Raw genomic sequence first — 26,043 nt, 5'->3', positions numbered from 1 at the left:
TAATCATCTGTGAAAATCTGTGAAATCTGCGGTCAAAAAAATAAGCATAACTTAAAAATTCGTATATTTAATTAGACGTATAAACCCAAATGCTGTATGAAAATCTTTTATTATCTTATGCTTTTTGTTTGTTTTATCAACACAGGCATTGTACAAGCTCAAAATAATTACCCTCAAAATTATTTCAGAAACCCACTGAATATTCCCATGCAGCTGGCTGCCAATTTTGGAGCTATCAGGACTAATCACTTTCATATGGGGCTGGATTTAAGAACCAATAGCCAGGAAAATCTTCCGGTCCTTGCAGCCGCAGAAGGCTATGTGAGCAGAATAAAAGTAGAGCGTTACGGATTTGGAAATGCAGTCTACATCACTCATCCCAATGGTTATACCACGGTATATGCCCACCTGAATAAATATTTCAATCAACTTGATGAATACGTAAAGGAAAGACAATATAAAGACGAAAAGTGGGAACAGGATATAACTTTTCAGCCCAGCCAGTTTCCTGTAGAGAAAGGGCAGCAGATTGCACTGAGCGGAAACACCGGAGGATCTGCAGGACCACACCTGCATTTCGAAATAAGAGATACCCAAACAGAGGAATGCTTAAATCCGTTACTTTTTGGCTTTGACATTCCTGATAATATAGCGCCAATCATCAGTGGACTCTATTGGTATGACAGACGTTTCAGTACTTATGAACCTGGTGCAAATAGTATTGCCGTAAAAAAAGCTGGAAATGCTTATACAGCTAATCTTGTTCAGGTGAGTTCTCCGGAGACAAGTTTTGCCATTAAAGCTGTAGATAAAGCCAATAAAGGATTTAATCTTGGTATTTATCAGACAGAACTGTTTATGGATGGCAAGCTGATGTACAGTTTTAAAATTGATAAAATACATTACGACGATACCCGGTATATCAACGGCTGTGTAGATTATACCAAATTCATAAGAGATAAAATGGGAATCCAGCATTTGTCTGATTTACCGGGAATGAAACTGCAGAATTATAGCCTTTCAGACTTAAGTGGGCTTGTCAAACTTCAGGATGAAAATGTTCATACCATTGAAATTGTTCTGAAAGATGTTAAAGGAAATACAAGCCGCTTAACAACAAAAGTTCAGTTAAGTAAAACTTCAGAGAAAGTATCTCCAACAGGAAAAACGGTGATGCCTGATGAAGGGAAAACAATTGCAACCGGAAATGCGGAAATCAGTTTCAGCAAAAATGCCATCTATGATGCTTTAAATTTCAATGCTTATGAAAAACCGGATACAGATCCGGATGCTGTTTCAAATACCATTGTTTTGCATAGTCCATACATTCCTGTTCAGGATGAATATACTTTGAAAATAAAACCGAATAGAAAATTAACCAATACAGAAAAAGATAAGACAGTTATTGTTCTTGATTACGGAAATGATAAAGATTTTGTAAAAGCAAAATGGAATGGCGACTGGGCAGAAGGGAAATTCAAAAGATTGGGTACGGCGAAATTGTTGATTGACAATAATCTTCCATCCGTTTCATCAGGCTGGGCAGAAGGAGCATTGGTTAATAGCAGTTCATTACTTTTAAAAGGAACAACGAAAGTGGGAGATATTGTATCATTTCGTGCCGAACTGGATGGTAAATGGCTGAGGTTTGCAAGAGTAAAAGACAATTTTGTCTACACTTTTGATGAAAAATGTCCTAAAGGAAGCGGTTCTCATACTTTAAAAATAACAACCATCAATACTGCCGGGAATACCAATACACAAACTTATACGTTTCAAAGATAAAACTGTAGCTGCAATCATGAATACATTTTACATGAATACCTCCTACAATCTTGTAATTTTAAATAAATTTGCTTTTTAAAAATTAAAATCATTGGAATTTCATCCGTCAATCGAGAAAGCAGGGATTCAGGAAATCAAATTGTTTCAGGAAGAAAAACTTCATGAGCTTTTGGCCTATCTTGAAGCTCATTCGCCGTTTTATCAGAAACTGTTCAAAGAAAATAATATTATTATTGAGGATATTCGTACTTTGGAAGATCTTCAGAAGATTCCTACCACCACAAAGAATGATCTTCAGCAGTACAATCATGATTTTTTCTGCATAACACCTGATAAAATTGTGGATTACAGCACCACTTCCGGAACATTGGGAGATCCAGTGACTTTCGGATTGTCCGACAGTGATCTGGAAAGGTTGGCATACAATGAAGCCATATCATTTGCCTGTGCAGGGATTCAGAAAGGAGATGTTGTTCAGATGATTACAACCATAGACAAAAGATTTATGGCAGGGCTTGCTTATTTTCTTGGTTTAAGAAAAATGGGGGCAAGCGTAGTAAGAATGGGACCGGGAATTCCTGAACTGCAATGGGATTCTATCTTCAGATACAAACCCAGATATCTGATCACTGTTCCTTCTTTTCTGTTGAAAATGATTGATTACGCCGAGAAACATGGATTGGATTATAAAAATTCCGGTGTTTACGGTGCTGTATGTATTGGAGAAAGTATCAAAAATCAGGATTTTACAGATAATATTCTTTCACAGAAGATTAAAGAAAAATGGGATATAAAACTTTTTTCCACCTATGCTTCTACGGAAATGAGTACTGCCTTTACAGAATGTGAATTCCAGGTTGGAGGACATCACCATCCGGAACTGATTATTACAGAAATTCTGGATGACGATGGCAATCCTGTGAAAGAGGGAGAAAGCGGAGAACTTACGATTACGACTTTGGGAGTGGAAGCCATTCCTTTGTTGAGGTTTAAAACCGGAGATCTTGTAAAGGCACATTATGAACCTTGCCAGTGCGGAAGAAATACAATGAGATTAGGACCTGTTGTAGGAAGAAAACAGCAGATGATCAAATACAAAGGGACAACGCTGTATCCTCCTGCTATGAATGATATTCTGAACGATTTCAATACTATTTTATGCTACCAGATTGTGATTCAGGCCAACGAAATCGGACTTGATGAGATTATCATTAAACTTAGTACAGAAGCAGATCATGAAGGTTTTGTCAATGAAGTAAGAGACCACTTCCGTGCAAAACTGAGAGTAAGTCCTAAAATTGAAATCATCGATTTTGATATTCTTTCTAAAGCAGTTTTTAATCCAAACAGCAGAAAACCGATTAATTTTATTGATTTACGCTGATCTGCTTTTCTTTAAAATTAATTTTATTCTTTTTATTTTACACTTATTCTGGTTTAAATTACCGGGATTTTTTCTTACGATGTAAATAAAATGGCTTTTTTACAAAAATCTGTTATTTAGAGTCTTATTTAGTAATTTTACCAGAATTAAACATAAAAAAATGAAAAAGAATTTAATTCTGATGGCCGGCTTAACTGTAGGCCTTGCATTAGTATCATGTAAAAAACCAGGTACTGAACTTGAAAAAGAACTTTCGGCAGCACATGCTAAATTGAAATCTGATCATAGTAAATTAGAAGCAGCTCATTCGGTAATGGAAAAAGAACATGCTGCTTTTACCAGTATTCATCACCTGCAGAATGAACCTGCTACCAGTGAGCATAACAAAATTGAGGCTTTGCATAAGGATATTCTACAGCAGCATGCAGACCTGCTTACCAGGCATTCTGAAATAATAAAAAAACATGATGAACTGGAGAAAAAGCATGCAACTGAAAATTTTGACATCAATCAATTGAAAGCTGATCATGATCGAATGATGAAAGAGGATGAAGAACTGATACGTGAACATACAAAAATGACAGAAGATCATACAAAAATGATGGCAGAAGATGCTAAGATAAAGAAAGAAGATAAATTGAAATAATTTTGTACAAAAACGGTCTGAACTTTCAGACTGTTTTTTTCTGTTACTTATCAATAAAAGTAAATATATTTGGGCGCTTAAATAAAAACTAATTTAAAAAATATGAGAAAATTATTGTTATTGCTGTTCATGGCAATTGGAGAGGTAGCTTTCGCCCAAAATCAAATTAAAGTTGAATCCGGAAATTTTGATTTTTTAAAAGATCAAAACGAAGTGAATGTTCAGTTGGTGTTTGATAATGCAGTCTATCAGGAGAAGAACATGACGGAAGCTCAATACCTGGAAAACAGGAAAGCGGATATTACAGCCAAAAAAAGCGAAGCTGTATGGAAAAACTGGATTTATCAGTGGGGACAGTTTAAAAATTCTGAATATTTGGACTATTTCCTTAAAGGCATAAATGGGAAATCCAAAAAAGTAGTTTTCAAAAAGGATGCAAAGACAAAATACACGCTGATTATTGATGCAAAATGGATTTATGCCGGCTGGTATGGCGGAATGATAGGTTCTCAGGAAGCAAAATTAACAGCAGATATGAAGTTTGTGGAAACTGATGATCCTTCGAAAGTAGTGATGAGATTACAAGCAGATAAAATAGGAGGCAAGCAAATGAATAAAGAATTTGCATGGGAATACGGAAGAATAGCTGCAGCCTATGAAGTTACCGGAAAAAAATTGGGAAAGGAAATCAAAGAAGTTATAAAATAAACAAAAACGGTCTGAAAAATTCAGACCGTTTTTTTTATGCTTGATTTTGCTGCTCCTGTTTTTCCAGCTTGATCAGGTTCGCAAGGTTTTTAATTACCGTATCGTGCTTTCTCACAAAAGGATTGTCTTTATTCCAGACATAGCCTGCTAAAACAGCACAGATTTTTTTCTTTACATCCGGATTTTCCGGCTGATGGAAGAATAGCTCCTGAAGATTTCCGGTATACCATTCTTTTACATACGTGGTGAAAACATCCACTCCGTATAAAATATAATCTGTGTATTCCCTCTGCCAATCTACTTTTTCTCCGTTTAATTGTCTTAACGCGAGTTTAGCGGCCAGCATTCCGGATTCTGTGGCAAAAGCCATTCCTGAAGAAAAAACCGGATCAAGGAATTCAGAGGCATTTCCTGTTAAAGCAAATCCGTCTCCGAATAAACTTTTTACTGAACAGGAATAATCTTTCAGATGTTTAGGTTCAAAAAGGAAATCTACGTTTCCAAAACGTTTTACATAATACTCAGAAAGAGAGATCGCCTTTCTTAAAGCTTCCGTTGTATCTCCGTTTTCAGATAATTTGTCGATATATTCAGTAGGGCCTACAATTCCTAAACTTGTGTTTCCGTTGGAAAAAGGAATTACCCAAAGCCATACTTCGGTTTCAATAATGTCAAAAGAAATCAAAGTTCCTTCCTCTCCGGGTTCTCTGTTGATATCGTTTACATGAGAGAAAATGGCAGAGTGAGGTGATAATTTTGAAGGTTTTTCAAGATCAAGCAGGCGAGGCAAAACTCTTCCGTAGCCACTGGAATCGATAACAAACTTAGCATGGATCTCTTTTATTTCTCCATCCTTGTTTCTTACCGTAGTTATAGAATCTGTTCCGTCAAATTTGATGTCTATCACTTCAGTTTCAAATTCAAGATCAATTCCTTTGTTAATGACTTCCTGAGCAAGAGTATTGTCAAAATCAGCTCTTGGAACCTGCCAGGTCCAGTCCCAGCCTTCCCCGAATTTGTTGCTGAAATCAAAAATGCAGACTTCTTCACCACGAAGGAAACGAGCCCCAAGCTTTTTTTCAAAGCCCATTTTGTCTAATGCAGGGAAAAGTCCGGCCTCCTCAAAGTGGTCCATTACCCTTGGAATTAAGCTTTCTCCAACTACGAGTCTGGGGAATTTTGTCTTTTCAACTACTTTTACGCTGACGTTATTGTTCTTCAGGTACGAAGAAGACACGCATCCGGAGGGCCCGGCTCCGATTACAAGAACGTCAACAAATTCTTTGCTCATCTTTGATTTTTTATTTTAATAATAACTTTTATCTTTGCCGCAAAATTAGTGACAAATAATTAATATTTTACAAAATTATCAACTATTACTTTTAATTGATGAAAATAAATAACTTTTTAGAACTGAAAGACTTTCAAAAAATTATCATTGAGAATGAAAAAATAGAACTGGATGAAGTACTTTTATCAAGAGTGGATAAAAGTTTTCAGTTTTTAAAAGAGTTTTCAAAAAATAAAGTAATATATGGTGTGAACACCGGTTTTGGGCCCATGGCTCAGTTTAAAATCAGTGATGAAGACACCCACCAGCTTCAATATAACCTGATAAGAAGCCATTCTTCAGGTATTGGAAATCCTTTGCCTGCGGAAGAAGTAAAAGCATGTATGCTGGCAAGATTGAATACCTTATCATTAGGGAATTCAGGAGTACACCAGTCTGTTATTTATCTTCTTCAGGAACTGATCAACAGAGATATTACCCCATTGATCTTTGAACATGGAGGAGTAGGAGCAAGCGGAGATCTTGTTCAGCTGGCTCATCTGGCTTTGGTACTGATCGGAGAGGGAGAAGTATTTTATAAAGGAGAAAGAAAATCAACAAAAGAAGTTTTTGAAACAGAAAGCTTAGAACCGATCAAAGTAGAGATCCGTGAAGGACTTGCTTTGATGAACGGAACTTCCGTAATGTCAGGAATCGGTATTGTGAATGCTTATAAAGCGAATCAGCTTATCGATATTTCCCTTAGACTTTCCTGTGCGATCAATGAGATTGTACAGGCTTATGATGATCACCTGTCAGAAGCGTTGAACGGAACCAAAAGACATTATGGGCAGCAAAAAGTGGCAGAAAGAATGCGTGCTCATCTGGCAGACAGTAAGCTGATCAGAAAAAGAGAAGAGCATCTTTATACTCATTTTGAAGAGCAGGAAAAAGTATTCAAGGAAAAAGTACAGGAATATTATTCTTTACGATGTGTTCCTCAGATTTTAGGTCCGGTATTGGATACATTGGAATACACGGAGACAGTTCTTGAAAATGAGATCAATTCAGCGAATGACAACCCGATTATCAATGTTGAAGACCAGCATGTTTACCATGGAGGAAACTTCCATGGAGATTATATTTCTCTGGAAATGGACAAGCTTAAAATCGTGGTGACAAAACTGACTATGCTTGCAGAAAGACAGTTAAACTACCTTCTGAATGCGAAAATCAATGAAATTTTGCCTCCTTTTGTCAATTTAGGTAAATTAGGTTTCAATTTCGGAATGCAGGGAGTACAGTTTACGGCAACTTCTACTACGGCAGAAAGTCAGATGCTGTCAAACTCTATGTATGTTCACAGTATTCCAAACAATAACGATAACCAGGATATCGTTAGTATGGGAACAAATGCTGCGGTGATTTGCAGAAAAGTCATTGAAAATGCCTTTGAAGTTTTGGCCATTGAAGCGATTACCATCATTCAGGCGGTTGAATATCTTGGATTCCAGGATAAGGTTTCATCCTCTACAAAGGAACTGTATGATGATATCAGAAAAATTATTCCTGCTTTTTCAGATGATATGGTCATGTATCCGTATCTGGAGGAAGTAAAGAAATATCTGAAAGGAATGTAACTATTGGTTGCCATCAATTGTCTTTTAAAAAAGGCTTCCAGCATCAACTTAAAAAACTAAAAACGATATAAACACTAACGCATGAAATGTGCAATTGTAACAGGAGGCTCCAGAGGAATCGGGAGGGCAATCTGTATAAAACTGGCAGAAGAGAAAAACTATCACATCCTTATCAACTACGCTTCAAATGAAACGGCAGCCAAAGAAACGTTGGCTAAAGTGGAAGAATTGGGCGCTACCGGAGAAATTCTTAAATTTGATGTAGGAAACACCGAAGAAACACAAGCTGTTTTAACGGAGTGGCAGGAGAAAAATCCTGATGCCGTGGTAGAAGTGATCGTCAATAATGCCGGAATCACAAGAGACGGTCTTTTTATGTGGATGCAAAAGGAAGACTGGAACAGTGTGATCAATACAAGTCTGGACGGATTCTTTAATGTGACTAATTTCTTTATTCAAAAGCTGCTTCGTAACAAATACGGAAGAATCATCAATATGGTTTCTGTATCCGGAGTAAAAGGAACAGCCGGGCAGACGAATTATTCCGCTGCGAAAGGAGCTTTGGTAGGAGCTACAAAGGCTCTTGCTCAGGAAGTTGCCAAAAGAAATGTTACGGTAAATGCCGTTGCACCGGGTTTCATCAAAACGGATATGACTCAGGAGTTTAATGAAGATGAGCTTAAAGCAATGATTCCTGCCAACAGATTCGGAGAAGCTGAAGAAGTGGCGGATCTTGTCGCATTTTTAGCATCTAAAAAATCTTCTTACATTACAGGAGAAGTGATTAATATTAACGGAGGAATTTATTCATAACATGGAAAATAGGGTTGTAATTACCGGAATGGGAATTTATTCCTGCATCGGGACGTCTTTAGAAGAGGTCAGGGAATCCCTATATCAAGGAAAATCTGGTATTGTTTTAGATCAGGACAGAAAAGAATTTGGTTTCAGGTCTGGCCTTACAGGAGTAGTTCCGAAGCCTGATCTTAAAAATCTTTTAAACAGACGCCAGCGTGTCAGTATGGGAGAAGAAAGCGAGTATGCTTATCTCGCCACCCTTGATGCTTTAAAACAGGCGAATCTGGATCAGGAATTCCTAGATGCTCATGAAGTGGGGATCTTGTACGGAAATGACAGTGTTTCCCAGGCAGTCGTAGAATCTATCGATATTGCAAGGGAAAAGAAAGATACGACATTGATGGGATCGGGAGCGATCTTCAAATCAATGAACTCAACAGTAACGATGAACCTTTCAACTATTTTTAAGCTGAAAGGGATTAATCTTACCATCAGTGCAGCATGTGCAAGCGGTTCGCATTCATTAGGACTGGCTTATATGATGATCAAAAATGGTTTTCAGGATATGATTATCTGTGGTGGTGCTCAGGAAACCAACAAATATTCCATGGCGAGCTTTGACGGATTGGGAGTATTCTCAGCCAGAGAAGATGAACCTGCAAAAGCATCCAGACCTTTCGATGCAGATAGAGACGGATTGATTCCAAGTGGCGGAGCAGCCAGTCTGATTGTTGAAAGCTTAGAATCTGCCCAAAGAAGAGGCGCTCCGATTATTGCTGAAATTATCGGGTATGGTTTTTCTTCCAACGGAGGTCATATTTCAACACCCAATGTAGACGGGCCGGCTTTGGCAATGGACAGAGCCTTAAAACAATCAGGATTAAAAGCTTCAGACATCGATTATATCAATGCTCACGCAACTTCTACTCCAATTGGTGATGCCAACGAAGCGAAAGCCATCTATGAGATTTTCGGCAGCGAAGTTCCGGTAAGTTCTACCAAATCTATGACCGGACACGAGTGCTGGATGGCAGGTGCAAGTGAAGTGATCTACTCCATTCTGATGATGCAGAATGATTTTGTTGCTCCGAATATCAATCTGGAAAACCCTGATAATGAAGCACAAAAGATAAATTTAGTTGCAAAAACAAAAAATCAAAAAATTGATGTATTTTTGTCGAATTCTTTTGGGTTTGGGGGAACCAATTCTGCACTAATAGTTAAAAAATTTGATTAAAAACATGGAAAGGGAAAAAATTGTTGCTATTGTTAATGATTTTCTGGTAAACGAATTCGAGGTAGACGGAGACGAAATCAGTAACGATGCCAACCTTAAAAATACACTGGGCTTAGACAGCTTAGATTATATCGACATGGTAGTCGTGATTGAATCCAATTTCGGCGTGAAATTAGGAGAAGCAGATTTCAAAAAAATGGTAACGTTTGATGATTTCTATACAACCATTGAAAATAAGATTGCTGAAAAAAACGCGTAGTTATTGAGTAAATCTTTATTCTATAAAATGTGCCAATGTAACAATATCACAGTGATCCGGTAACGGACACTTCAAAAAGGTATTATTACATTGGTTCTCTGTTATATTAAATTCTAGATATGAACAAGTGGAAAGGTAAATCTAAAGGAACAGTACTCGGATACAGAATATTTGTCTGGTGTATTAGAAATATCGGGATCAGAAGTTCATATGGGGTGCTTTACTTTGTAGCCGCTTATTATTCATTATTTCAGAAAAAGAGCAATCAGTATATCCGCTATTATTTTCAGAAAAGACTCAACTACGGATACTGGAAGTCCAGGATCTCTGTCTTTAAAAGCTATTTTACCTTCGGAAAAGTTCTGATTGATAAAACTGCGATTTCTGCAGGACTCAGAGAAAAATATACTTATGAGTTTGACGGTATTGAAAATCTCAAAAATCTTTTAGCCGCTAAAAAAGGAGGAGTGCTGATTAGCGCCCATATTGGTAATTTTGAAATTGCGGAACACTTTTTTGCAGATATCGACTTCGACTGTCAGATCAATCTGGTGACTACGGATCAGGAAGTGACCGTGATTAAGGAATATCTGGAAAGTGTTGCGGTAAAAAAGAGTAATATCAAGTTTATTTACGTGAAGGAGGACATGTCTCATATCTTTGAGATCAATCAGGCTTTGTCCAATAATGAACTCATCTGCTTTACCGGAGACCGTTATTTTGAAGGTTCCAAATATCTGGAAACAGAACTGCTGGGTAAAAGTGCAAAATTTCCGGCCGGCCCGTTTTTGATCGCCTCAAGGTTAGGCGTTCCTGTAGTCTATGTCTATGTGATGAAAGAGAATAATCTTCATTATCATCTGTATGCAAGAGTGGCACAGAATATCAAAAACCGTGATTCACAGGGACTTTTACAGTCTTATGTACAAAATCTTGAAACCATGGTGAAAAAATACCCGCTTCAATGGTTTAATTATTTTGATTTTTGGGATGATGTTGATTAATTTTTCTATTTTTATCCCGTAAAAACGAATAAAAACTAAAAAACCATTAAGATTTACCGAGATTTAAGAGAACCCATAAAGTTTCTATGCTTACTTTACCAAAGTAAAGTTTAAATATCTTAAATTCCCTGTTTCTTAATTATTAAAAGCACATTCTCTTTTGAAGAAAGCATACGACATACTTGTAATCGGCAGTGGATTGGGAGGTCTTGTTTCGGCTCTTATTTTGGCGAAAGAAGGTCTGAAAGTATGTGTTCTCGAGAAAAATAACCAATATGGTGGAAATCTTCAGACTTTTTCAAGGAATAAGCTTATTTTCGATACAGGAGTCCACTATCTGGGAGGTTTATCCAAAGGGCAGAATCTGAACCGTTTTTTTTCCTATCTGGAAATCATGGATGACCTTGAACTTCAGCTGATGGATGAAGATGGCTATGACAGAATCAGTTTCGGTGATGATGAAATAGAGTATCCTCATGCACAGGGCTACCAGAATTTTGTTGAACAGCTTTCAAAATATTTCCCTGAAGAAAAAGAAAACCTTGAAAACTACTGTGAAGAAATTCAATATGTATGCAGCCAGTTTCCAAGATATCATGTAGCAGGAAAGGACAGTTACAACGAAGAAATCCTGCACCTCAATACCAAAAGATTCATTGAGTCTGTTACCCAGAATAAAAAACTGCAGTCGGTTTTGCTGGGTTCCAACTTTTTATATGCCGGGGATTCTGAAAATGTTCCTTTTTATGTACATGCCTTAACGGTAAATTCTTACATTCAAAGTGCTTACAAATGTGTGAAAGGAGGAAGCCAGATCTCTAAACTTTTAATCAGAAAACTACGGGAATATGGAGCAGAGGTACACAAACACTCGGAAGTGTCAGAATTTGTTTTTAACGAAAATAATATATTGACCTCCGTAAAGACGAAAACAGGAAAAGAATACGCGGCAAAACAATTTATCTCAAATATAGAAATACGCTCCACCATCAAACTGATAGGCGAGGAAAGACTCAAGAAATCCTTTCTGAACAGGGTTTTAAGCTGGAAGCCCGTTTCTTCGTGTTTTAGTATTTATCTGGTTTTAAAACCTCACAGCCTCCCGAATTTCAATTACAACAGATATCATTATTCATCAGAAGATCTGGTATGGAATGCATTCCAGTATCAAAAAGAATCGTGGCCGGAAACCTATATGCTTTCATCTACGCCTTCAAAATATCATCCTGAATTTGCGGAAAGTCTTACCGCGATTTCTTATATGGATTTTGATGAGGTTAAAGAATGGGAAAATACATTCAATACAGTTGCGGATGAGCATGAAAGAGGAGAAGCTTATGAAAGGTTTAAGCTTGAAAAGACTGAAAAAATGCTTGATGCCCTGGAAAAGAAAATTCCTAACATAAGACACGCTATTAAAACACTCTATACTTCTTCTCCCTTGTCTTACAGGGACTATATTGGTAATTTCGAAGGAAATATGTACGGATACATGAAAAGTTCAGAGAACCCTCTTAAAACAATGGTTTCCCCACGTACGAAAATTGACAATCTTTTTCTGACGGGACAATCCGTGAATATGCATGGCATCTTAGGTGTTACGATCGGAGCTTTTAATACCTGTGCCGAGATTATTGGAAAAGAAACGATAGACATGCGGTTGACACAAATGATTAATAAAAACTAAAGTGAAAAAAACTAAAACCATTTATACATCCGTTCAAAGAACCTTTCTTTATCTCACTCTTTGTTTTTTCCTCATATCCTGTGGCATATCAAAATCTATCCGGCATATTCCCGAGGTAAAACAATATGCTCTGGAGGTTCCAAAAATTACCAGAATCAACGACAGCACTTTCAGCTATAATCAGAATTATCTTACCAAAAATAAACAACAGCTCTGGGAACTTTATATTAAGGGAAATCCTTTACAATTAGGATATAATAATGGAGCATTGACACAAAGCCTAATGCAGAAGCAGGAAAGCATTTTCTTTTCAAAAGTGGAAAGTTTTGTCCCTTCAAAATTCAGACAAAAGATATTAAGAGGCTTTTTAAAATGGTATAACAGAAAAATGTACCTCAATGTAAGAGAAGATTATCAGGCAGAATTATATGGTTTGTCACAATATTCCTCGGATCAATATGATTTTATTGCTCCCAAATATTTAAGAAGCCTTTATCTGCACGGAGCTCACGATATAGGACATGCCATGCAGGATCTGGCCATGGTGGGCTGTACTTCTCTTGCTGTATGGAACGAAAACACCGAAGATGGGGATTTGCTGATCGGAAGAAATTTTGATTTTTATGTAGGCGATGATTTTTCAAAAAACAAGCTGGTAGAATTTGTTCAGCCAGATGAAGGAATTCCTTACATGTCAGTAAGCTGGCCGGGAATGATTGGAGTAGTTTCAGGAATGAATAAGGAAGGAATTACAGTAACCATTAATGCGGGGAAATCAAAAATTCCTTTAACAGCCAAAACCCCGATTTCACTTGTAACAAGAGAAATTCTGCAGTATGCTAAAAATATAGAAGAAGCCATTGCGATTGCTAAAAAAAGAAAAGTATTTGTTTCGGAATCTATTCTGGTGGGAAGCGCTGCAGATAAAAACGCAGTCATTATTGAAGTTTCGCCTAAGAATTTCGGTGTATATAGCGTGCAGAATACCAGCAGAGTTCTTTGTACCAATCATTTTCAGTCGGAAGCTTATAAAGATGACAAAAGAAATCAGAAACATATTGAGGAAAGCCATTCTGAATACCGTTATGAAAGGCTTCAGGAGCTTTTACAGAAAGAAAAGAAGATAACACCTGAAAAGATGGCTTCCATTTTAAGGAACAGATCTGGTTTAAAAGATGAAAGCATCGGTTACGGTAATGAAAAAGCACTCAATCAGCTGCTGGCACACCATGCTGTTATATTTTCGCCTCAGAAAAAACTGGTCTGGGTTTCTTCCAATCCTTATCAGCTGGGAGAATTTGTTTGCTATGATCTGAACAAAATCTTTTCAGACAAAGGATTACAGCCTGATGACCTTTCAAAATCAGGGCTAAATATTCCACGAGATCCATTTGCTGATTCTGAAGAATTCAAAAACTATGAGTTGTCTAAAATGTACGGGAAAGAAATCAGTGAGGCTGCTGGCAATAAAAATACACTGCTGACAGATGATATTATTCATTCCTACCAGGCTATGAATCCTGATTTCTGGCTGATCTATTATCAATCCGGAAAATACTATTTTAGCAAAAAAGAATATTCAAATGCTAAAATTGAGTTTGAAAAAGCGCTGACTAAAGAAATTACGACGGTTCCGGATAGAAAGAATGTAGAAAAATACCTGAAGAAAACTTTAAAGAAACTGAAATGATCCCCAGATATATAAGACTGCTGTTCTGTATTCCTTTTGTTATTATCATCTGTTATTCTGTTTATTTGTGCAGTGTGTACAGCTCAATACCAGACACGATCATCATCCACGGTTACGGAAGTATGAAAGACAGCTATGGGAGTAAAATATTTCTTGTATTTCCAGTATTGATGAACCTCGCTGTTCTTTTCTTTATCTGGCTGATCATCAGAAGACCGGATAAAATAAAATTTACCTTTGAAATGAAGGAAGAGGAAAGAGAAAAAACGTATCGTATCACACAACTGGCTTTGGTAATAATTGCGATATTTGTTACCATCATGATGACGCCACTTTCATTTTCTGATGTGGTTTTTAAATAATTAATTATGAAAAAACTTTTAACCTTATTCTTTACCGCATTCGCTCTGTTATCATTTTCTCAGGACAGAAAAGAGATCGGAAATATTTTCATTAAAGCTTTGCTGGTTGATCAAAATATAGAAAAGGCACATTCTTATTTTGATCCTTCCGTAGCGGGACAAATTCCGGTGGAACAGCTCAAGGCGATTCCCCAACAGCTTCAGGGGCAGATTGGAGGGCTGAAAAAGATCCTTGAAGTAAATAACGAAGGGAACACCTATTATTACTATTCTGAATTTGAAAAGGAAAAACTGGATATTCAGCTTACTTTCAGTGAGAATAATAAATTGCTGGGTTTCTTCCTGGTTCCTCACAAAACATTTGAAAAAAGAGATGAGAAAACCACACTGAAAATAAAAAGTGATGCTATTGAGCTGAACGGAACATTATTAATTCCACCTTCCAACAATAAAAAGAGGTTGGTTATTTTCGTTCACGGCTCCGGACCTCATGACAGAGATGAAACTATTGGAGAAAACAAGCCGTTTAAAGACATTGCAGAATATCTTTTAAACAACGGAATTGCTTCCTATCGATATGATAAAAGAACATATTCTTCCCCTGAAGCATTCACTGAAAAGTCTACTGTAGAAGAAGAGACCGTCAATGATGCCGTAAACGCAGCTCTTTATTTTAAAAATAATGCTGATTACAAAGGATACCAGATTATCATTCTTGGGCATAGCCAGGGAGCGTATATGATGCCAAAAATTACAGAAAAGGCACAGGTTTCAAAATATGTTTTTATGGCCGGGAATGCAAGACCGCTGCAGGATCTTCTTGTTGAGCAATATGAATATCTTCATACGATGGATCCGGCTAAAGTTCCAGCTGAAGCTGTTCAGGAAATTAAAAAGCAGGCTGCTTTTTTAAACTCATCCCAATTTAACTTACATTCTCCTTCATCAGAGCTTCCTTTGGGCCAGCCTGCCGCATATTGGAAGTATTTGAAGGATTACAATCAGCTTAACGAAGTTAAAAAAATCAAAGCGCCGATGTTTTTCGCACAGGGAGGAAGAGATTATCAGGTCACAGAGAAAGATTTCAGCCTTTGGAAAGAAACATTGAAAAATGATAAAACAGCTGTTTTTAAATTTTATCCTGAATTAAACCATCTGTTTATCGCAGGTTCCGGGAAACCCTCTCCAAGAGATTATGAAGCAAAAGGGAGGGTGGATGAACAGTTTTTAAAAGATTTGGTTCAGTTTATTTTGCAATAATTTTTTAAGTCTCTTTTGATAATTAATAGGGATCAGGAATTTTAATATGGCATAATTGATATTTTTAACTAAATATTACATAAATGTGTAACATTTTAGATTGTTTTACTACTAACTCTTAAATCTAATCTATTAATATTTGTTAAAAGTAATCTAAATGAAAAAATTTCGACTTAGTGTCAAGCTGTTGTTGTTTTGTTCACTTTTGGGAACAGGTGTAGTATCTGCTCAAAAGTATGAACAAACAATTAAGGACTATGTTAATTCCGCTCAGGGATCATTCCAAAGAATTAATCCGGAACTGAAAGAATTTAAAATCATCAACATAGATCCTTCAAAGAGCTTAAAGGGAGATGTTGTAGGGATACAGCAAACAATTAATGGGATTCCAGTTTTTGGAAGTTCTGCCAACGTTTTAATCAGAGACGGAAAGGTTTTAAACTTTGCAGATAGCTTTATTAAGAGCTACCCTTCAGCGATTAAAGGAAAAGAGAGTGGAAGAAAAGACGACCTGGTTGCAAGTACAATTCAAAAGCTGAATGGGCTTTCTTCTGCAAAGAATATTGACGGAAAAGAGACTCCGATCGTTGTAAATTCTGTATATTTTGCAAAAGGAGGGGAGTTGACATTAGGGTATCAGTTCTATGTCGAGGAAAAAGGAACAGGAAACGTATGGAACACTATCGTTAGTACAGTTGACGGATCTATTTTATATCAGGAAAATACCACTTTATCATGTAGCTTCCATAATGAAGCGTATCATCATGAGTCAGGATCATTCGCACAGAATATTCAAAGCTCTTTACCTGCTAATATAGCTGCTGCTAACCTGAAGAATCCTACAAATTTTATATTATTACCGGATAATGCGTCTTATAATGTGTTTGCTTTTCCTACAGAAGCACCTACTTTTGGAGCGAGAACATTGCTTACAAATCCATGGGATCTGACTGCTTCACCGGAAGGATGGCATTCTGATGGCACTAATCATTATACTATAACAAGAGGAAATAATGCATTTGCATATACTGACGAAAATAACAGTAATCTGCCTCAGTTTTCTCCTGATGGAGGAGCAACAAGAACATTTGATTTTCCTTTAGATATAACAGCTGCCCATACAACTTATACTTCCGCAGCGGTAACTAATTTATTCTATAACTCCAATAAGATGCACGATGTATTTTATAAATTCGGATTTACGGAATCAGCAAGGAATTATCAGGTAAATAATTTTGGAAACGGAGGTGCAGGTAATGACCCTGTTCTTGCCGAGGCAAGGGATGGCAGCGGTCTTAATAATGCAAACTTTAATCCCGGTACGGATGGAACAAGCGGAAGAATGCAGATGTTCCTTTTTTCACCTGCCGGAAATGTAAGATACCTTTATTATAATTCACCATCAACCTATACGGCCAGAGCTCCAATAGCTACTACAGCGAATTTTGGTCCTCAGATTATGGGGAATCCACCTGTGACAGGAGACCTTGCTCTTTCTACTCCAGCTGATGCATGTACTGCAGTTACAGCCGGAAGTCTTACAGGAAAGATTGCAGTAGTGAATGCTGCAGGATGTGGATTTGCTGTTAAAACAAAGAATTTACAGAATGCCGGAGCTGTAGGGGTTATTCAATACCATCCGTCAAGTAATACTCCTGTAGGAATGGGAGGAACTGATGCTACCATTACAATTCCTACTATTATGGTGGGAATGTCAGAAGGTCAGTTTCTTGTGAATGACTTAACTAACGGTATTGTTGGAAATGCTACTTTGAAAACAGATGCTGTTTACAAAGATGCAAGTTTGGATAACGGTGTAATCAGTCATGAGTATGGTCACGGTATTTCCAATCGTCTTACGGGAACAGGAAGTTCATGTTTATCTTATATTTCATCGAATGAGCAGATGGGAGAAGGATGGTCGGATTTCTTTGCCCTGATGATGACTACAAGACCAGGCGATACCTCTTCTATAGCAAGAGGCGTAGGTACGTTTGTTTCAGGACAGGGAACTACAGGATCAGGAATAAGACCTGCAAAATATTCACCTGATTTTACGATCAATGATTATACCTATGGACGCACTAACGGTATGAAAGTGAATGCGAATAATGCAGTTCTTGGACCGCTTACCGTTCCGGATGTCCACAGTATAGGATTTATCTGGGCATCAATGCTTTGGGATCTTAACTGGAAATATGTAGATAAGTACGGGTACAACAGTAATGTTCTGGCGGATCCTAACAGCGGAAGTGCAAAAGTTTTACAGCTGGTAATGGATGCACTTAAATTGCAGCCTTGTAATCCTACGTTTGTACAGGGTAGAGATGCTATTCTTGCTGCTGACCAGGCATCCACCGGAGGACAAAATAAATGTATGATCTGGACTACATTCGCAAAAAGAGGATTAGGAGTAAATGCTTCTGCCGGAGCTCTTAATGGTCTGGCATTTGGTGCTAATCAACCTTTGCCGGAAATGAGTGACCAGGTAGAAGACTTTACAGTTCCTGCAGAATGCGCTGCATTGGCTGTAAAAGAAATTAATGATTCTAAAGGAATATCAATCTATCCGAATCCTGTAAGAAACGAATTTACAATAAAAACTCCTTCCGGTCTGAAGTTATCCGGAATTACTACTGTTTCTATCTATGATTTTACAGGGAAACTGATTTCTAAGGAAAATATCAACCTTAATAAGCAAAACACAATCAATGCAGAACAACTAATCAATGGAGCTTATATTGTGAAAGTGAGCAATGAGTCAATTGATTACTCTCAAAAGATTATTGTTTCCAAATAGGAATTTATAATAACTAATTGTGATGAGCCTGGAACTTTGTTCCGGGCTTTTTTAATTGTTTTCGGGGCCTACCTTATTCAGAAACAGAAAAGAGGTTATTCCTGCAATGGCCGAAAGTGTAGTGCTTAAGATAAAACTGCCAATCACATATTGCAGAAGATTGTTCTTGATCAGTTCGAAATTTAAATCCTGACTTAAAATATCGCTGTTTCCACTTACAAAGGGAGCTCCCAGAAACAGGGAAGCGGCAATAATAAAAGGAATAAAAGGAGGAAGACTCACATTGGAGGCTACAAATGCAAGGACTTTATTAAGCTTAAAAAGTACAGATAAACTGATCACCAGAAGAGTCTGGAATCCCCAGAAAGGAGAAAGCCCTATAAACACTCCCAAAGCTATGGAAAATGCTTTTGTTCGGTTACTTCCGTCACTTTCTAAGACATCTTCCTGGATGAATCTTTTAAAGCTTTTTTTTTTGAAATTATTCACGAAATTTCTCGGAATAATATAAAGTAGAGTAATCGTTACCAGTATGGTGTTCAGAATACTGATTCTTGTAAAATCTTTGAAAGGTCTGAAATGCGAAACCCGCTCTGCCGGATCATACAAAACTTTGATCGGAACATTTTTTACCGGAACATGCCGCCAGGCAGTTCTTACAATGATTTCAATTTCAAATTCAAACTTAGGAGTAAAATATTTCTTTGGAATTTTATGCAAAGGATAAAGTCTGTAGCCGGACTGTGTATCTTCCAGCCTGATACCGGTTTCAAACCAAAACCAGAAATTGGAAAAACGGTTTCCGAAACTGCTTTTCTTAGGAATGCCATCCTGAGACATATTTCTGTTTCCGATCAGAAGAACATCTTCTTTTTCCTGAAGAAGAGCTTCTACAAATACCGGAATATCATCCGGATAATGCTGCCCATCCGAATCAATGGTGATGGCGTAATCATATCCTGATTTCTTTGCTGCTCTGAAACCTGTTTTTAGGCCGTTTCCTTTTCCTTTATTCTCCGGTAAGGAAATTACAGTGATCTGAGGATATTGAGCAAGGATCTGAGGTGTGGAATCTGTAGAACCATCATCAACCACAATAATACTTCCGGTGTAGTTGAGAACACCGTCAATAACCCTCTTCAGGGTTTTTTCATTATTGTAGGTAGGGATTAAAACGCATATCTTCTTTTCAGAAATAGCATTTTGTACTTCAGCAAGCAGCATTTTTTTATTTTAAAGTGGCTTTTTCCGCCTCTGTCATGGTTTTAGATTGCATTGCAAACCTTTTGATATAGCCCTTCAGAGCTGTATTCTGTTTGCTGTAATTATTCAGCAGGAAAGCTTTATCATCCTTCAGGCTCCCGCGGTATCCTACGATCTTCGGAATATTTTCCTGAACACTCATTCTGATCAGACGAAGTTCTGCATTGTTAGGATTACTTTTAATAATGCCTTCAAGACTTGTAGCGCCTGTCTTTACCAGAGCTTTTCTGTTGCTTTTGGCAATTTTGGCTTCCATAATCTTTGCTGCGGCCTTGTATCCTACAGTTACAGCATCAGAGCCGGATTGTTTTTCCGCAGTTTCAATAAAGCTCGCAGTATTGGTAGTGGATTCATTCGCCTTAGCATAGCTGTTTCTCAGCGTTTCAAGGTCAGATTGAAAGAAAAAAACAAATGCTGCTATGAATGATAAGATTAGTTTCATGACGATATTTTTTTATAGCTTACAGACAATTTCAATGCAATAGTCTCGCCAAAAGAAGTTGTGTTTTTTACTTTAACATCTTCTTCATTTTCAGCAATATCAAGCTGAAGTACCAGATCAGGGGTTTCAAAGGGATTGATAATTGCCATGAACTTTACATTCGAAGCGGTTTTCAGGAATAATTTTGAACCCGTCAGTTCCTCAGTAAGTTCTTTAATGATCTGCATCATACAAACACCGGGAGTTACCGGATTTCCAGGGAAGTGTCCTTTGAAAATATCGTGGTCTTTATTAAGATGAATATGAGCAGTAAACTTTCCGTCTTCTGCTTTATCGTATGATGTTAAAGTATAAAAGTCTGTAAGAATCGTTTGCATGATCTTATTTTTTTAAGATTAAAGTATAATCAATTTCTTTCCAAAAAATAGATATATCCATAGATTTGAGGGCAGAAATTACTCTGTTTCGGTTATTTGAAATAGTTTTATGTTGATCTTAAAGTCCTTGTGCTGCAGGTTTAAGCTGTCCGCGAAGATAGGTTTTTTTGCATCAAAAGTAAAATCGATTTTCTCCTTGTTGTTTTTCGTATAGATAATCTGCTTCAGCAAATTACTTTCTTTGCTGAAAAACAGATAATAGCTTTTATTTTCGATTTTTGAAAGGTAGATTTTAGCATTTTCATTTTCAAAACTTTCATTGACCGGATATTTCCTTTTCAGAAGCTGTTGAAAGTCGTTTTTCAGGAAATTGATGACTATTTTTTTATCCAGGTCAGGAAGCACATAATTCAGTCTGAAATCATTATCAGAGACTTCAAAATCTATCAGTTTATTCCCGAAATCAGAAGTTAAGGCGACACGGTGCGTTGTTTCATTCAGTTTTTTGATGATCAGAATACCGCTTACATGTTTTTTATAAATGTCCATCTGGCATTTGTATACATAATCTTCGGTGGAAGAAAAGTATAAATTTTCCACCATCTTTTCAGAAGAAGAGACAGGTTTTGCTTCTGTTAACCGATACGTTTTACAGGAAGCAGCCAGGATCAGAATCAGGCTATAAAGTAAACTCTGACGCAGGAATTGAAGCATTGATCTTGGTATTTTTGAAAACAATATTCGTAGTATCTCCGGAAGCCTCCGTCATATTGACCTGTGAAACTGTCGACTGGTTCTTTGGGAAAAACAGTTCGATCTGTTTAATATATTTCAGCAGCTGAGAAGTTTTTGGGATAAACTTCGCCACATTGTAATTTCCGTTCTTAAAGTAGGTAACGGTGAACTCAGGATCATTGAACATGGTTCCGTTCGAACTTCCAACAATAAGTTTATTGATTTTTTCAAAGGTTTTGCTCTTCGCATCCACAGAAGATTTTTTCCCCTGATCGTTGATGAAGATTTTATTGCTTTTAAAAACAATGCTGTACTGATAAGGTTTTGTATATTTCCAGCTCAGCATATTGGGTGTTTGCAAAGACATTTTCCCATAAGTAACAATGCTTTTATCCAGGAAATCCATTTTTTTGGTCTGGGTAAAATCACTCTGCAACGTTTTAATTCCTTTTGTATCAGAAGAAACTTTCGATACAAATGCTTTGGCTTCAGCTCCGGACATTGCCGTGTTTTGAGCAAAAAAGAATCCTGAAACCAGTAAGAATACTCCGAAAGCTATATTTTTAATCATTTCTATTTAAATTTATCACTGTATCAACAGTAAAGGTTGAATATTTTTTATCCTTCAAAAATACTAATAAATTGGTCAGCACACGATAAGTCTTTTCCGAAGTGTCATGAAGAAGGATAATACTCCCGTTTTTCAGGCCTCTGGTCACTCTGTTGTAGATTTTCTTTTCGTCATCAATGATGGTGTCCAATGACCGGACATTCCACCCGATGCTTACTTTATTGGTTTTTTTGATTGCTTTTGCAATATTGGGGTTCGTCACTCCGAACGGTGGTCTGTAGAGGCTGGTGCTGATATTTCCCACATTTTTTATGACTTCATCACACTTTTCAATCTCTTCAATCATTTTTGAAGTCGATAAAAATCCTGTAGAATTGGAATGTGATAAGGTATGATTTCCTATGGTATGTCCCTCTGCAATGATTCTCTGAAACGTCTCAGGGTATTTTTCAATCTGTTTTCCGATACAGAAGAAAGTTGCTTTTATCTGATGTTCTCTAAGCAAGTCTAAAAACTTTGGTGTAAATTCAGTAGGACCATCATCAAATGTAAGAGCCACTTCTTTTATTCTGGTACGTTTATGAGTAATACTGTTCACAAAATATCCCAGCTCAATGTCAAAAGAACCCCAGACAACTACTGCAGAAAAAGCAAAAAAACAAAACAGATATACCCAAATACTTCCGTGGAACGCATAAATAAAAACGTTACAGAAAAGGTAGAACAGGATGAAGGGATAATGTTTCATTGCTGATTGTTTTATTACAAGTTTTATAGTCGTAATATTTATTGTATACCATTGTCATTCCGTAGGAGTCCAGACTAATTTCTAATTTAGATTCCACGCTTCACTGCGTTTCGCTCTGAATGACAAATAGACTGTATAATTTTCAATTTCAACAATTATGCCTTCTCCAATAACACCAGGCTGTGATCATCACCCGCCAGATGGTTGTAAAGAAGTATATTCTTTATACTTTCCTTTTTTTCAGCATTGATCATCATTACTTCCGGAATCTGCTGTTCCTTAAGGATATGACAGGCCATAAAGGTTGAAAAACCACTTGCTGTATTGAATTCTCCACTCAGATGTTTATAATACAGCTGTGCTGAATCAGGAAACAGCTCCATTGCTTGTGTATAATATCTATCTGACTTTGCATCTCCGCTGAATCCTAAAATAACCGCGTCAATATCATGAGTTGAAAGATTGTTTTGAACTAAGAAATTCTGGATAAAATCCTTTAGTTCATTCAATTCAACTTTATTGCTGATATCGATATTCTTAAGCCTGGCATAAGAGTTTTCGGTCTTATCTTTTCCAATCACAAAAAAGCTGGCACCTTCACCCCAGATCACTCCATTGGTAGTGGAATGTAAATAATCTGCAGGAAGATCTGCTTCTTTTTTGATCGTATTATTTAAGCAGTAAAGTTCCATGGTTCTGTCTGTCTGTTCGTCTGTAGAACCTACCAGAACATTTTCTGCTTCTCCGTCATTGATCTGAAGCTGAGCATCCAACAACGAAAACTCCAGTGAAGAAGAAGTATTTACATACGTGAAGTTGTAAGCATGACATTGTAATCCCAGAGCGATCTGTCCTGCTACTGTATTATGGGTAGACTGGATGAAAAAGGTAGGCGTAAGGAACTCTTCATGATTGTCAATCACGTTTTTCAGGAACTTTTCAGAATCCTGTGAGCAGCCCATTCCGGTTCCTACAATGATAGCGTCCGGCTGTTCAATCCCTGCTTCCTTCAATGCATAATGCGATGCTACAGAGCTCATTTTTACGGTTTTAGACATTCTCCTGATCATCGCAGGCGGAATGAACTCTTTGTAATTGGGTTCTATCGCTTTAATGATATTTGAAGAATTTTTAACAGTAAGGTTCTGAAGAATATTTTCGTTTAAAGTGTCCTGAACCGAGATACAGGATGCACTGTTGATGTATACTGCACTCATGATTTTGAGAAGATTAAGGTGGAACAGTTTCCTCCAAACCCAAATGAATTGGAAAGCACATGATTGATGTTTTTCTTTTTCAATTCGGTAACAGGAGTAAGATCAAACTCTTCCATTTTTGTTTTGAAATTCAGATTCGGGAAGATCGCACTGTTTTGCATGGCTAAAATTGAAAATACGGCTTCAATTCCTGCCGCAGCAGCTAAAGTATGTCCTGTAAATGCTTTTGTAGAGCTGAATTCAGGTACCTGATTTTCTCCAAAGATTCTGATCATGGCAATCCCCTCAGATAAATCATTGTTGGGAGTAGCCGTTCCGTGGACATTGATATAATCTATATTTTCTTTTTCCAATCCGGAGATTTTCAGGGCTTGCTGCATCGCTAAAAATGCACCCTGCCCATTTTCTGAGGAGGCAGTCTGATGGTAGGCATCGTTGGCGTTTCCATATCCGGAAAGGTAAGCAAGAACCTTTTTATTTTCTTTTTTTACCATTTCTTCAGATTCAAGGACTAAGAAAGCCGCAGCTTCCCCAAGGTTCAGTCCTTTTCTGTTGTTGTCAAAAGGAGTGTTGTAGGAATCTGTAAGAATCATCAAGGTATTGAACCCATTCAAAGTAAATTTTGAAAGAGAATCTGTTCCCCCGACAATCACACGGTCCAAAACTCCGTTTTTGATCAGCTTTGCGCCCATCATAATCGCATTGGCTGCTGATGAGCAGGCTGTACTAATGGTAGAAACCATACCCTTTAATCCCAGATAACCGGCAATAGCCAATGAGGAATTTCCGGCATCATGAGCGTCAATATATTTTTGCTTTTCAGGGAAGTCTTCGTAAGAGTAGAAGTATTTTTCAGTGATATCCATTCCTCCTACACTGGTAGAAGAGATCAAGCCGGTTCTGTAACCATTGATATCTGAAATTCCTGCACTTTCTACAGCTTCTTTAGCAGCAATCATTCCCAATAGGGAAGTTCTTGTGACATTGTTGTCTTCATCAAGATGAAGTTTCTGTACAAGCTCTTCATTGGATAATTTTATTTCACCCGTTTTAATGGCTCCGGCGTGGCGGGTTTCAAACATTTCAATATCTGAAATTCCATGTTTTCCGGTTTGCAATGAAATAAAATTTTCCTCCACATTGTTTCCGATGGAGGAAATGATGCCCATTCCCGTTATGGCAATTTTTTGACTCATGGTATTCAATAATGTAACAATGTATCAATCGAATAATTTACCAATAATTGCTACATTGTTACACTGTTAGATTGTTATATTAATTTATTTTGTTCTGTTGTCCCCGATGAATTTTGCCATCGTATCGATAGATTGGAAAATCTCTTTTCCTTTTTTAGGATCAGCTAATTTTATTCCATAGTCTTTATCAAGAAGAACGATCAGTTCCAAAGCGTCGATAGAATCTAATCCTAATCCACCTCCGAATAAGGGATCAGTATCTTTGATTTCTTCTACAGATACATCTTCAAGGTTAAGAACTTCGATAATTTTGTGTTTCAATTCTGTTTTTAAGTTTTCCATAATTCAGTTGGTTTATCAGTGTTTCAGCATATCATGAAGATCATTACATCATTGCACTGTTATATTGTTACATTTTTATAAGGTTAGCAAATATACAAAAGCTTTGTAATTTTCCTGATACAATTCCACCCAGCCGCACAATACTTTGTCGGCTTTTCCGGATAGAAGAATCTGTTCAGAATAGTCATTCAAAAATTCTTCATCAAAATCATCCAGTACGAAAAAAGCATTTTCTGTCTGCATTTTGTGTTTAATGCTGATTTCTCCTACACAGATGTTGGGTAAAGTATACACAAAAACGGCAGGACTCGGATAGAAATTATCCTGATCGTTGATGCTTTCCTGATATTTGAAATCCGTATCCAGACTGGAAGATCTGTTGGCAAAAACAATGGCTGTTCTGCTGTGATCTTCACCTTTCAAAATGGTTTCAGCGGAAAGAAAGGCCAGTTTACTCAGGTTATCCATTTTATGAAACTTTGGATAGCTCAGGTCTAAACTTTTATAGGCTTCTTTAGCAAATTCCTGAAAGGTTTCGCTTGGGCTTTCAAAAATAAGATTTCCGTCAACGGTTATTTTTGAATGTTCTATGGTACAGGTGTTTATTTTCTTCATCACTTTC

Annotated in this window: 25 protein-coding genes; 14 read left to right on the top strand and 11 right to left on the bottom strand. The window is 37.2% G+C overall.

All coding sequences use genetic code 11. The annotated features are described in order from the left end of the window. The first annotated feature begins 96 nt into the window (after nucleotides 1–96). The 4 genes from LIV57_RS10950 to LIV57_RS10935 all read left to right on the top strand — a co-directional run bounded on the left by LIV57_RS10950 (nucleotide 97) and on the right by LIV57_RS10935 (nucleotide 4,523). Nucleotides 97–1,785 (top strand): M23 family metallopeptidase, encoded by a 1,689-nt coding sequence (locus LIV57_RS10950; protein WP_227942612.1) that lies wholly within the window; start codon nucleotides 97–99, stop codon nucleotides 1,783–1,785. A gap of 91 nt (nucleotides 1,786–1,876) precedes the next feature. Beyond that, nucleotides 1,877–3,169 (top strand): phenylacetate--CoA ligase family protein, encoded by a 1,293-nt coding sequence (locus LIV57_RS10945; RefSeq protein ID WP_227942611.1) that lies wholly within the window; start codon nucleotides 1,877–1,879, stop codon nucleotides 3,167–3,169. Nucleotides 3,170–3,329: 160 nt separating this feature from the next. After that, nucleotides 3,330–3,815 (top strand): hypothetical protein, encoded by a 486-nt coding sequence (locus tag LIV57_RS10940; protein ID WP_227942610.1) that lies wholly within the window; start codon nucleotides 3,330–3,332, stop codon nucleotides 3,813–3,815. A 102-nt stretch (nucleotides 3,816–3,917) separates the two neighbouring features. After that, complete coding sequence (locus tag LIV57_RS10935) at nucleotides 3,918–4,523, top strand: hypothetical protein (protein ID WP_227942609.1); 606 nt, start codon at nucleotides 3,918–3,920, stop codon at nucleotides 4,521–4,523. 34 nt (nucleotides 4,524–4,557) lie between these two features. Here LIV57_RS10935 and LIV57_RS10930 read toward each other — a convergent pair whose 3' ends face one another. Continuing rightward, nucleotides 4,558–5,814, bottom strand: a complete 1,257-nt coding sequence (locus LIV57_RS10930; RefSeq protein ID WP_227942608.1) for an NAD(P)/FAD-dependent oxidoreductase — start codon at nucleotides 5,812–5,814, stop codon at nucleotides 4,558–4,560. Between the two features lie 98 nt (nucleotides 5,815–5,912). Here LIV57_RS10930 and hutH point away from each other — a divergent pair, with 98 nt between their 5' ends. From hutH to LIV57_RS10880, 10 genes are all read left to right on the top strand, one after another. Further along, nucleotides 5,913–7,433, top strand: a complete 1,521-nt coding sequence (gene hutH / locus LIV57_RS10925; RefSeq protein ID WP_227942607.1) for a histidine ammonia-lyase — start codon at nucleotides 5,913–5,915, stop codon at nucleotides 7,431–7,433. 81 nt (nucleotides 7,434–7,514) lie between these two features. Then, a complete protein-coding gene (fabG, locus tag LIV57_RS10920; protein WP_227942606.1) occupies nucleotides 7,515–8,246 on the top strand; it encodes a 3-oxoacyl-ACP reductase FabG in 732 nt (243 codons plus the stop codon). Between the two features lies 1 nt (nucleotide 8,247). Then, a complete protein-coding gene (locus tag LIV57_RS10915; protein ID WP_227942605.1) occupies nucleotides 8,248–9,468 on the top strand; it encodes a beta-ketoacyl-[acyl-carrier-protein] synthase family protein in 1,221 nt (406 codons plus the stop codon). A gap of 4 nt (nucleotides 9,469–9,472) precedes the next feature. Next, on the top strand, nucleotides 9,473–9,727 hold the full coding sequence (locus LIV57_RS10910) for an acyl carrier protein (RefSeq protein ID WP_047377388.1): 255 nt from the start codon (nucleotides 9,473–9,475) through the stop codon (nucleotides 9,725–9,727). A gap of 119 nt (nucleotides 9,728–9,846) precedes the next feature. Continuing rightward, the gene (locus LIV57_RS10905; RefSeq protein ID WP_227942604.1) at nucleotides 9,847–10,731 is read left to right on the top strand and encodes a lipid A biosynthesis acyltransferase; all 885 of its coding nucleotides are present in this window, start codon (nucleotides 9,847–9,849) and stop codon (nucleotides 10,729–10,731) included. 160 nt (nucleotides 10,732–10,891) lie between these two features. After that, entirely contained in the window at nucleotides 10,892–12,418 is a 1,527-nt protein-coding gene (locus LIV57_RS10900; RefSeq protein ID WP_227942603.1) for a phytoene desaturase family protein, read from the top strand. A gap of 1 nt (nucleotide 12,419) precedes the next feature. Beyond that, complete coding sequence (locus LIV57_RS10895; RefSeq protein ID WP_227942602.1) at nucleotides 12,420–14,108, top strand: C45 family autoproteolytic acyltransferase/hydolase; 1,689 nt, start codon at nucleotides 12,420–12,422, stop codon at nucleotides 14,106–14,108. After that, nucleotides 14,105–14,470, top strand: a complete 366-nt coding sequence (locus tag LIV57_RS10890; RefSeq protein WP_227942601.1) for a hypothetical protein — start codon at nucleotides 14,105–14,107, stop codon at nucleotides 14,468–14,470. The genes LIV57_RS10895 and LIV57_RS10890 overlap by 4 nt, the downstream gene beginning before the upstream one ends. A 6-nt stretch (nucleotides 14,471–14,476) precedes the next feature. Continuing rightward, on the top strand, nucleotides 14,477–15,730 hold the full coding sequence (locus LIV57_RS10885) for a DUF3887 domain-containing protein (protein WP_227942600.1): 1,254 nt from the start codon (nucleotides 14,477–14,479) through the stop codon (nucleotides 15,728–15,730). Nucleotides 15,731–15,887: 157 nt separating this feature from the next. Beyond that, nucleotides 15,888–18,530: a T9SS-dependent M36 family metallopeptidase gene (locus LIV57_RS10880; RefSeq protein WP_227942599.1), complete on the top strand. Its 2,643-nt coding sequence runs from the start codon at nucleotides 15,888–15,890 to the stop codon at nucleotides 18,528–18,530. A gap of 51 nt (nucleotides 18,531–18,581) precedes the next feature. Here the strand turns inward: LIV57_RS10880 and LIV57_RS10875 are convergent, their stop codons facing one another. The 10 genes from LIV57_RS10875 to LIV57_RS10830 all read right to left on the bottom strand — a co-directional run bounded on the left by LIV57_RS10875 (nucleotide 18,582) and on the right by LIV57_RS10830 (nucleotide 26,036). Further along, nucleotides 18,582–19,754 carry a DUF2062 domain-containing protein gene (locus LIV57_RS10875; protein ID WP_227942598.1) on the bottom strand — a complete coding sequence of 391 codons (1,173 nt, stop codon included), beginning with the start codon at nucleotides 19,752–19,754 and terminating at the stop codon, nucleotides 18,582–18,584. 4 nt (nucleotides 19,755–19,758) lie between these two features. Continuing rightward, nucleotides 19,759–20,235, bottom strand: a complete 477-nt coding sequence (locus tag LIV57_RS10870; RefSeq protein WP_062675959.1) for a hypothetical protein — start codon at nucleotides 20,233–20,235, stop codon at nucleotides 19,759–19,761. After that, a complete protein-coding gene (locus LIV57_RS10865) occupies nucleotides 20,232–20,612 on the bottom strand; it encodes a 3-hydroxyacyl-ACP dehydratase (RefSeq protein WP_227942597.1) in 381 nt (126 codons plus the stop codon). Before LIV57_RS10865 ends, LIV57_RS10870 begins: the two co-directional genes overlap by 4 nt. Before the next feature lie 78 nt (nucleotides 20,613–20,690). After that, nucleotides 20,691–21,326, bottom strand: a complete 636-nt coding sequence (locus LIV57_RS10860; RefSeq protein ID WP_227942596.1) for a hypothetical protein — start codon at nucleotides 21,324–21,326, stop codon at nucleotides 20,691–20,693. Then, nucleotides 21,292–21,918 carry a LolA family protein gene (locus LIV57_RS10855; RefSeq protein ID WP_202839879.1) on the bottom strand — a complete coding sequence of 209 codons (627 nt, stop codon included), beginning with the start codon at nucleotides 21,916–21,918 and terminating at the stop codon, nucleotides 21,292–21,294. The genes LIV57_RS10860 and LIV57_RS10855 overlap by 35 nt, the downstream gene beginning before the upstream one ends. Next, on the bottom strand, nucleotides 21,911–22,666 hold the full coding sequence (locus LIV57_RS10850; RefSeq protein ID WP_227942595.1) for a polysaccharide deacetylase family protein: 756 nt from the start codon (nucleotides 22,664–22,666) through the stop codon (nucleotides 21,911–21,913). Before LIV57_RS10850 ends, LIV57_RS10855 begins: the two co-directional genes overlap by 8 nt. A 155-nt stretch (nucleotides 22,667–22,821) precedes the next feature. Further along, entirely contained in the window at nucleotides 22,822–23,883 is a 1,062-nt protein-coding gene (locus LIV57_RS10845; RefSeq protein ID WP_227942594.1) for a beta-ketoacyl synthase N-terminal-like domain-containing protein, read from the bottom strand. Then, complete coding sequence (locus tag LIV57_RS10840; protein ID WP_227942593.1) at nucleotides 23,880–25,079, bottom strand: beta-ketoacyl-[acyl-carrier-protein] synthase family protein; 1,200 nt, start codon at nucleotides 25,077–25,079, stop codon at nucleotides 23,880–23,882. Before LIV57_RS10840 ends, LIV57_RS10845 begins: the two co-directional genes overlap by 4 nt. 84 nt (nucleotides 25,080–25,163) lie before the next feature. Then, on the bottom strand, nucleotides 25,164–25,421 hold the full coding sequence (locus tag LIV57_RS10835) for a phosphopantetheine-binding protein (RefSeq protein ID WP_227942592.1): 258 nt from the start codon (nucleotides 25,419–25,421) through the stop codon (nucleotides 25,164–25,166). 75 nt (nucleotides 25,422–25,496) lie between these two features. Continuing rightward, complete coding sequence (locus LIV57_RS10830; RefSeq protein WP_227942591.1) at nucleotides 25,497–26,036, bottom strand: 3-oxoacyl-ACP synthase; 540 nt, start codon at nucleotides 26,034–26,036, stop codon at nucleotides 25,497–25,499. Nucleotides 26,037–26,043: the final 7 nt, after the last annotated feature.

It is taken from the genome of Chryseobacterium sp. X308 (assembly GCF_020733145.1).
Taxonomy (GTDB): Bacteria; Bacteroidota; Bacteroidia; order Flavobacteriales; family Weeksellaceae; genus Chryseobacterium; species Chryseobacterium cupriresistens.
This window is presented reverse-complemented; position numbering and strand designations above follow the sequence as displayed.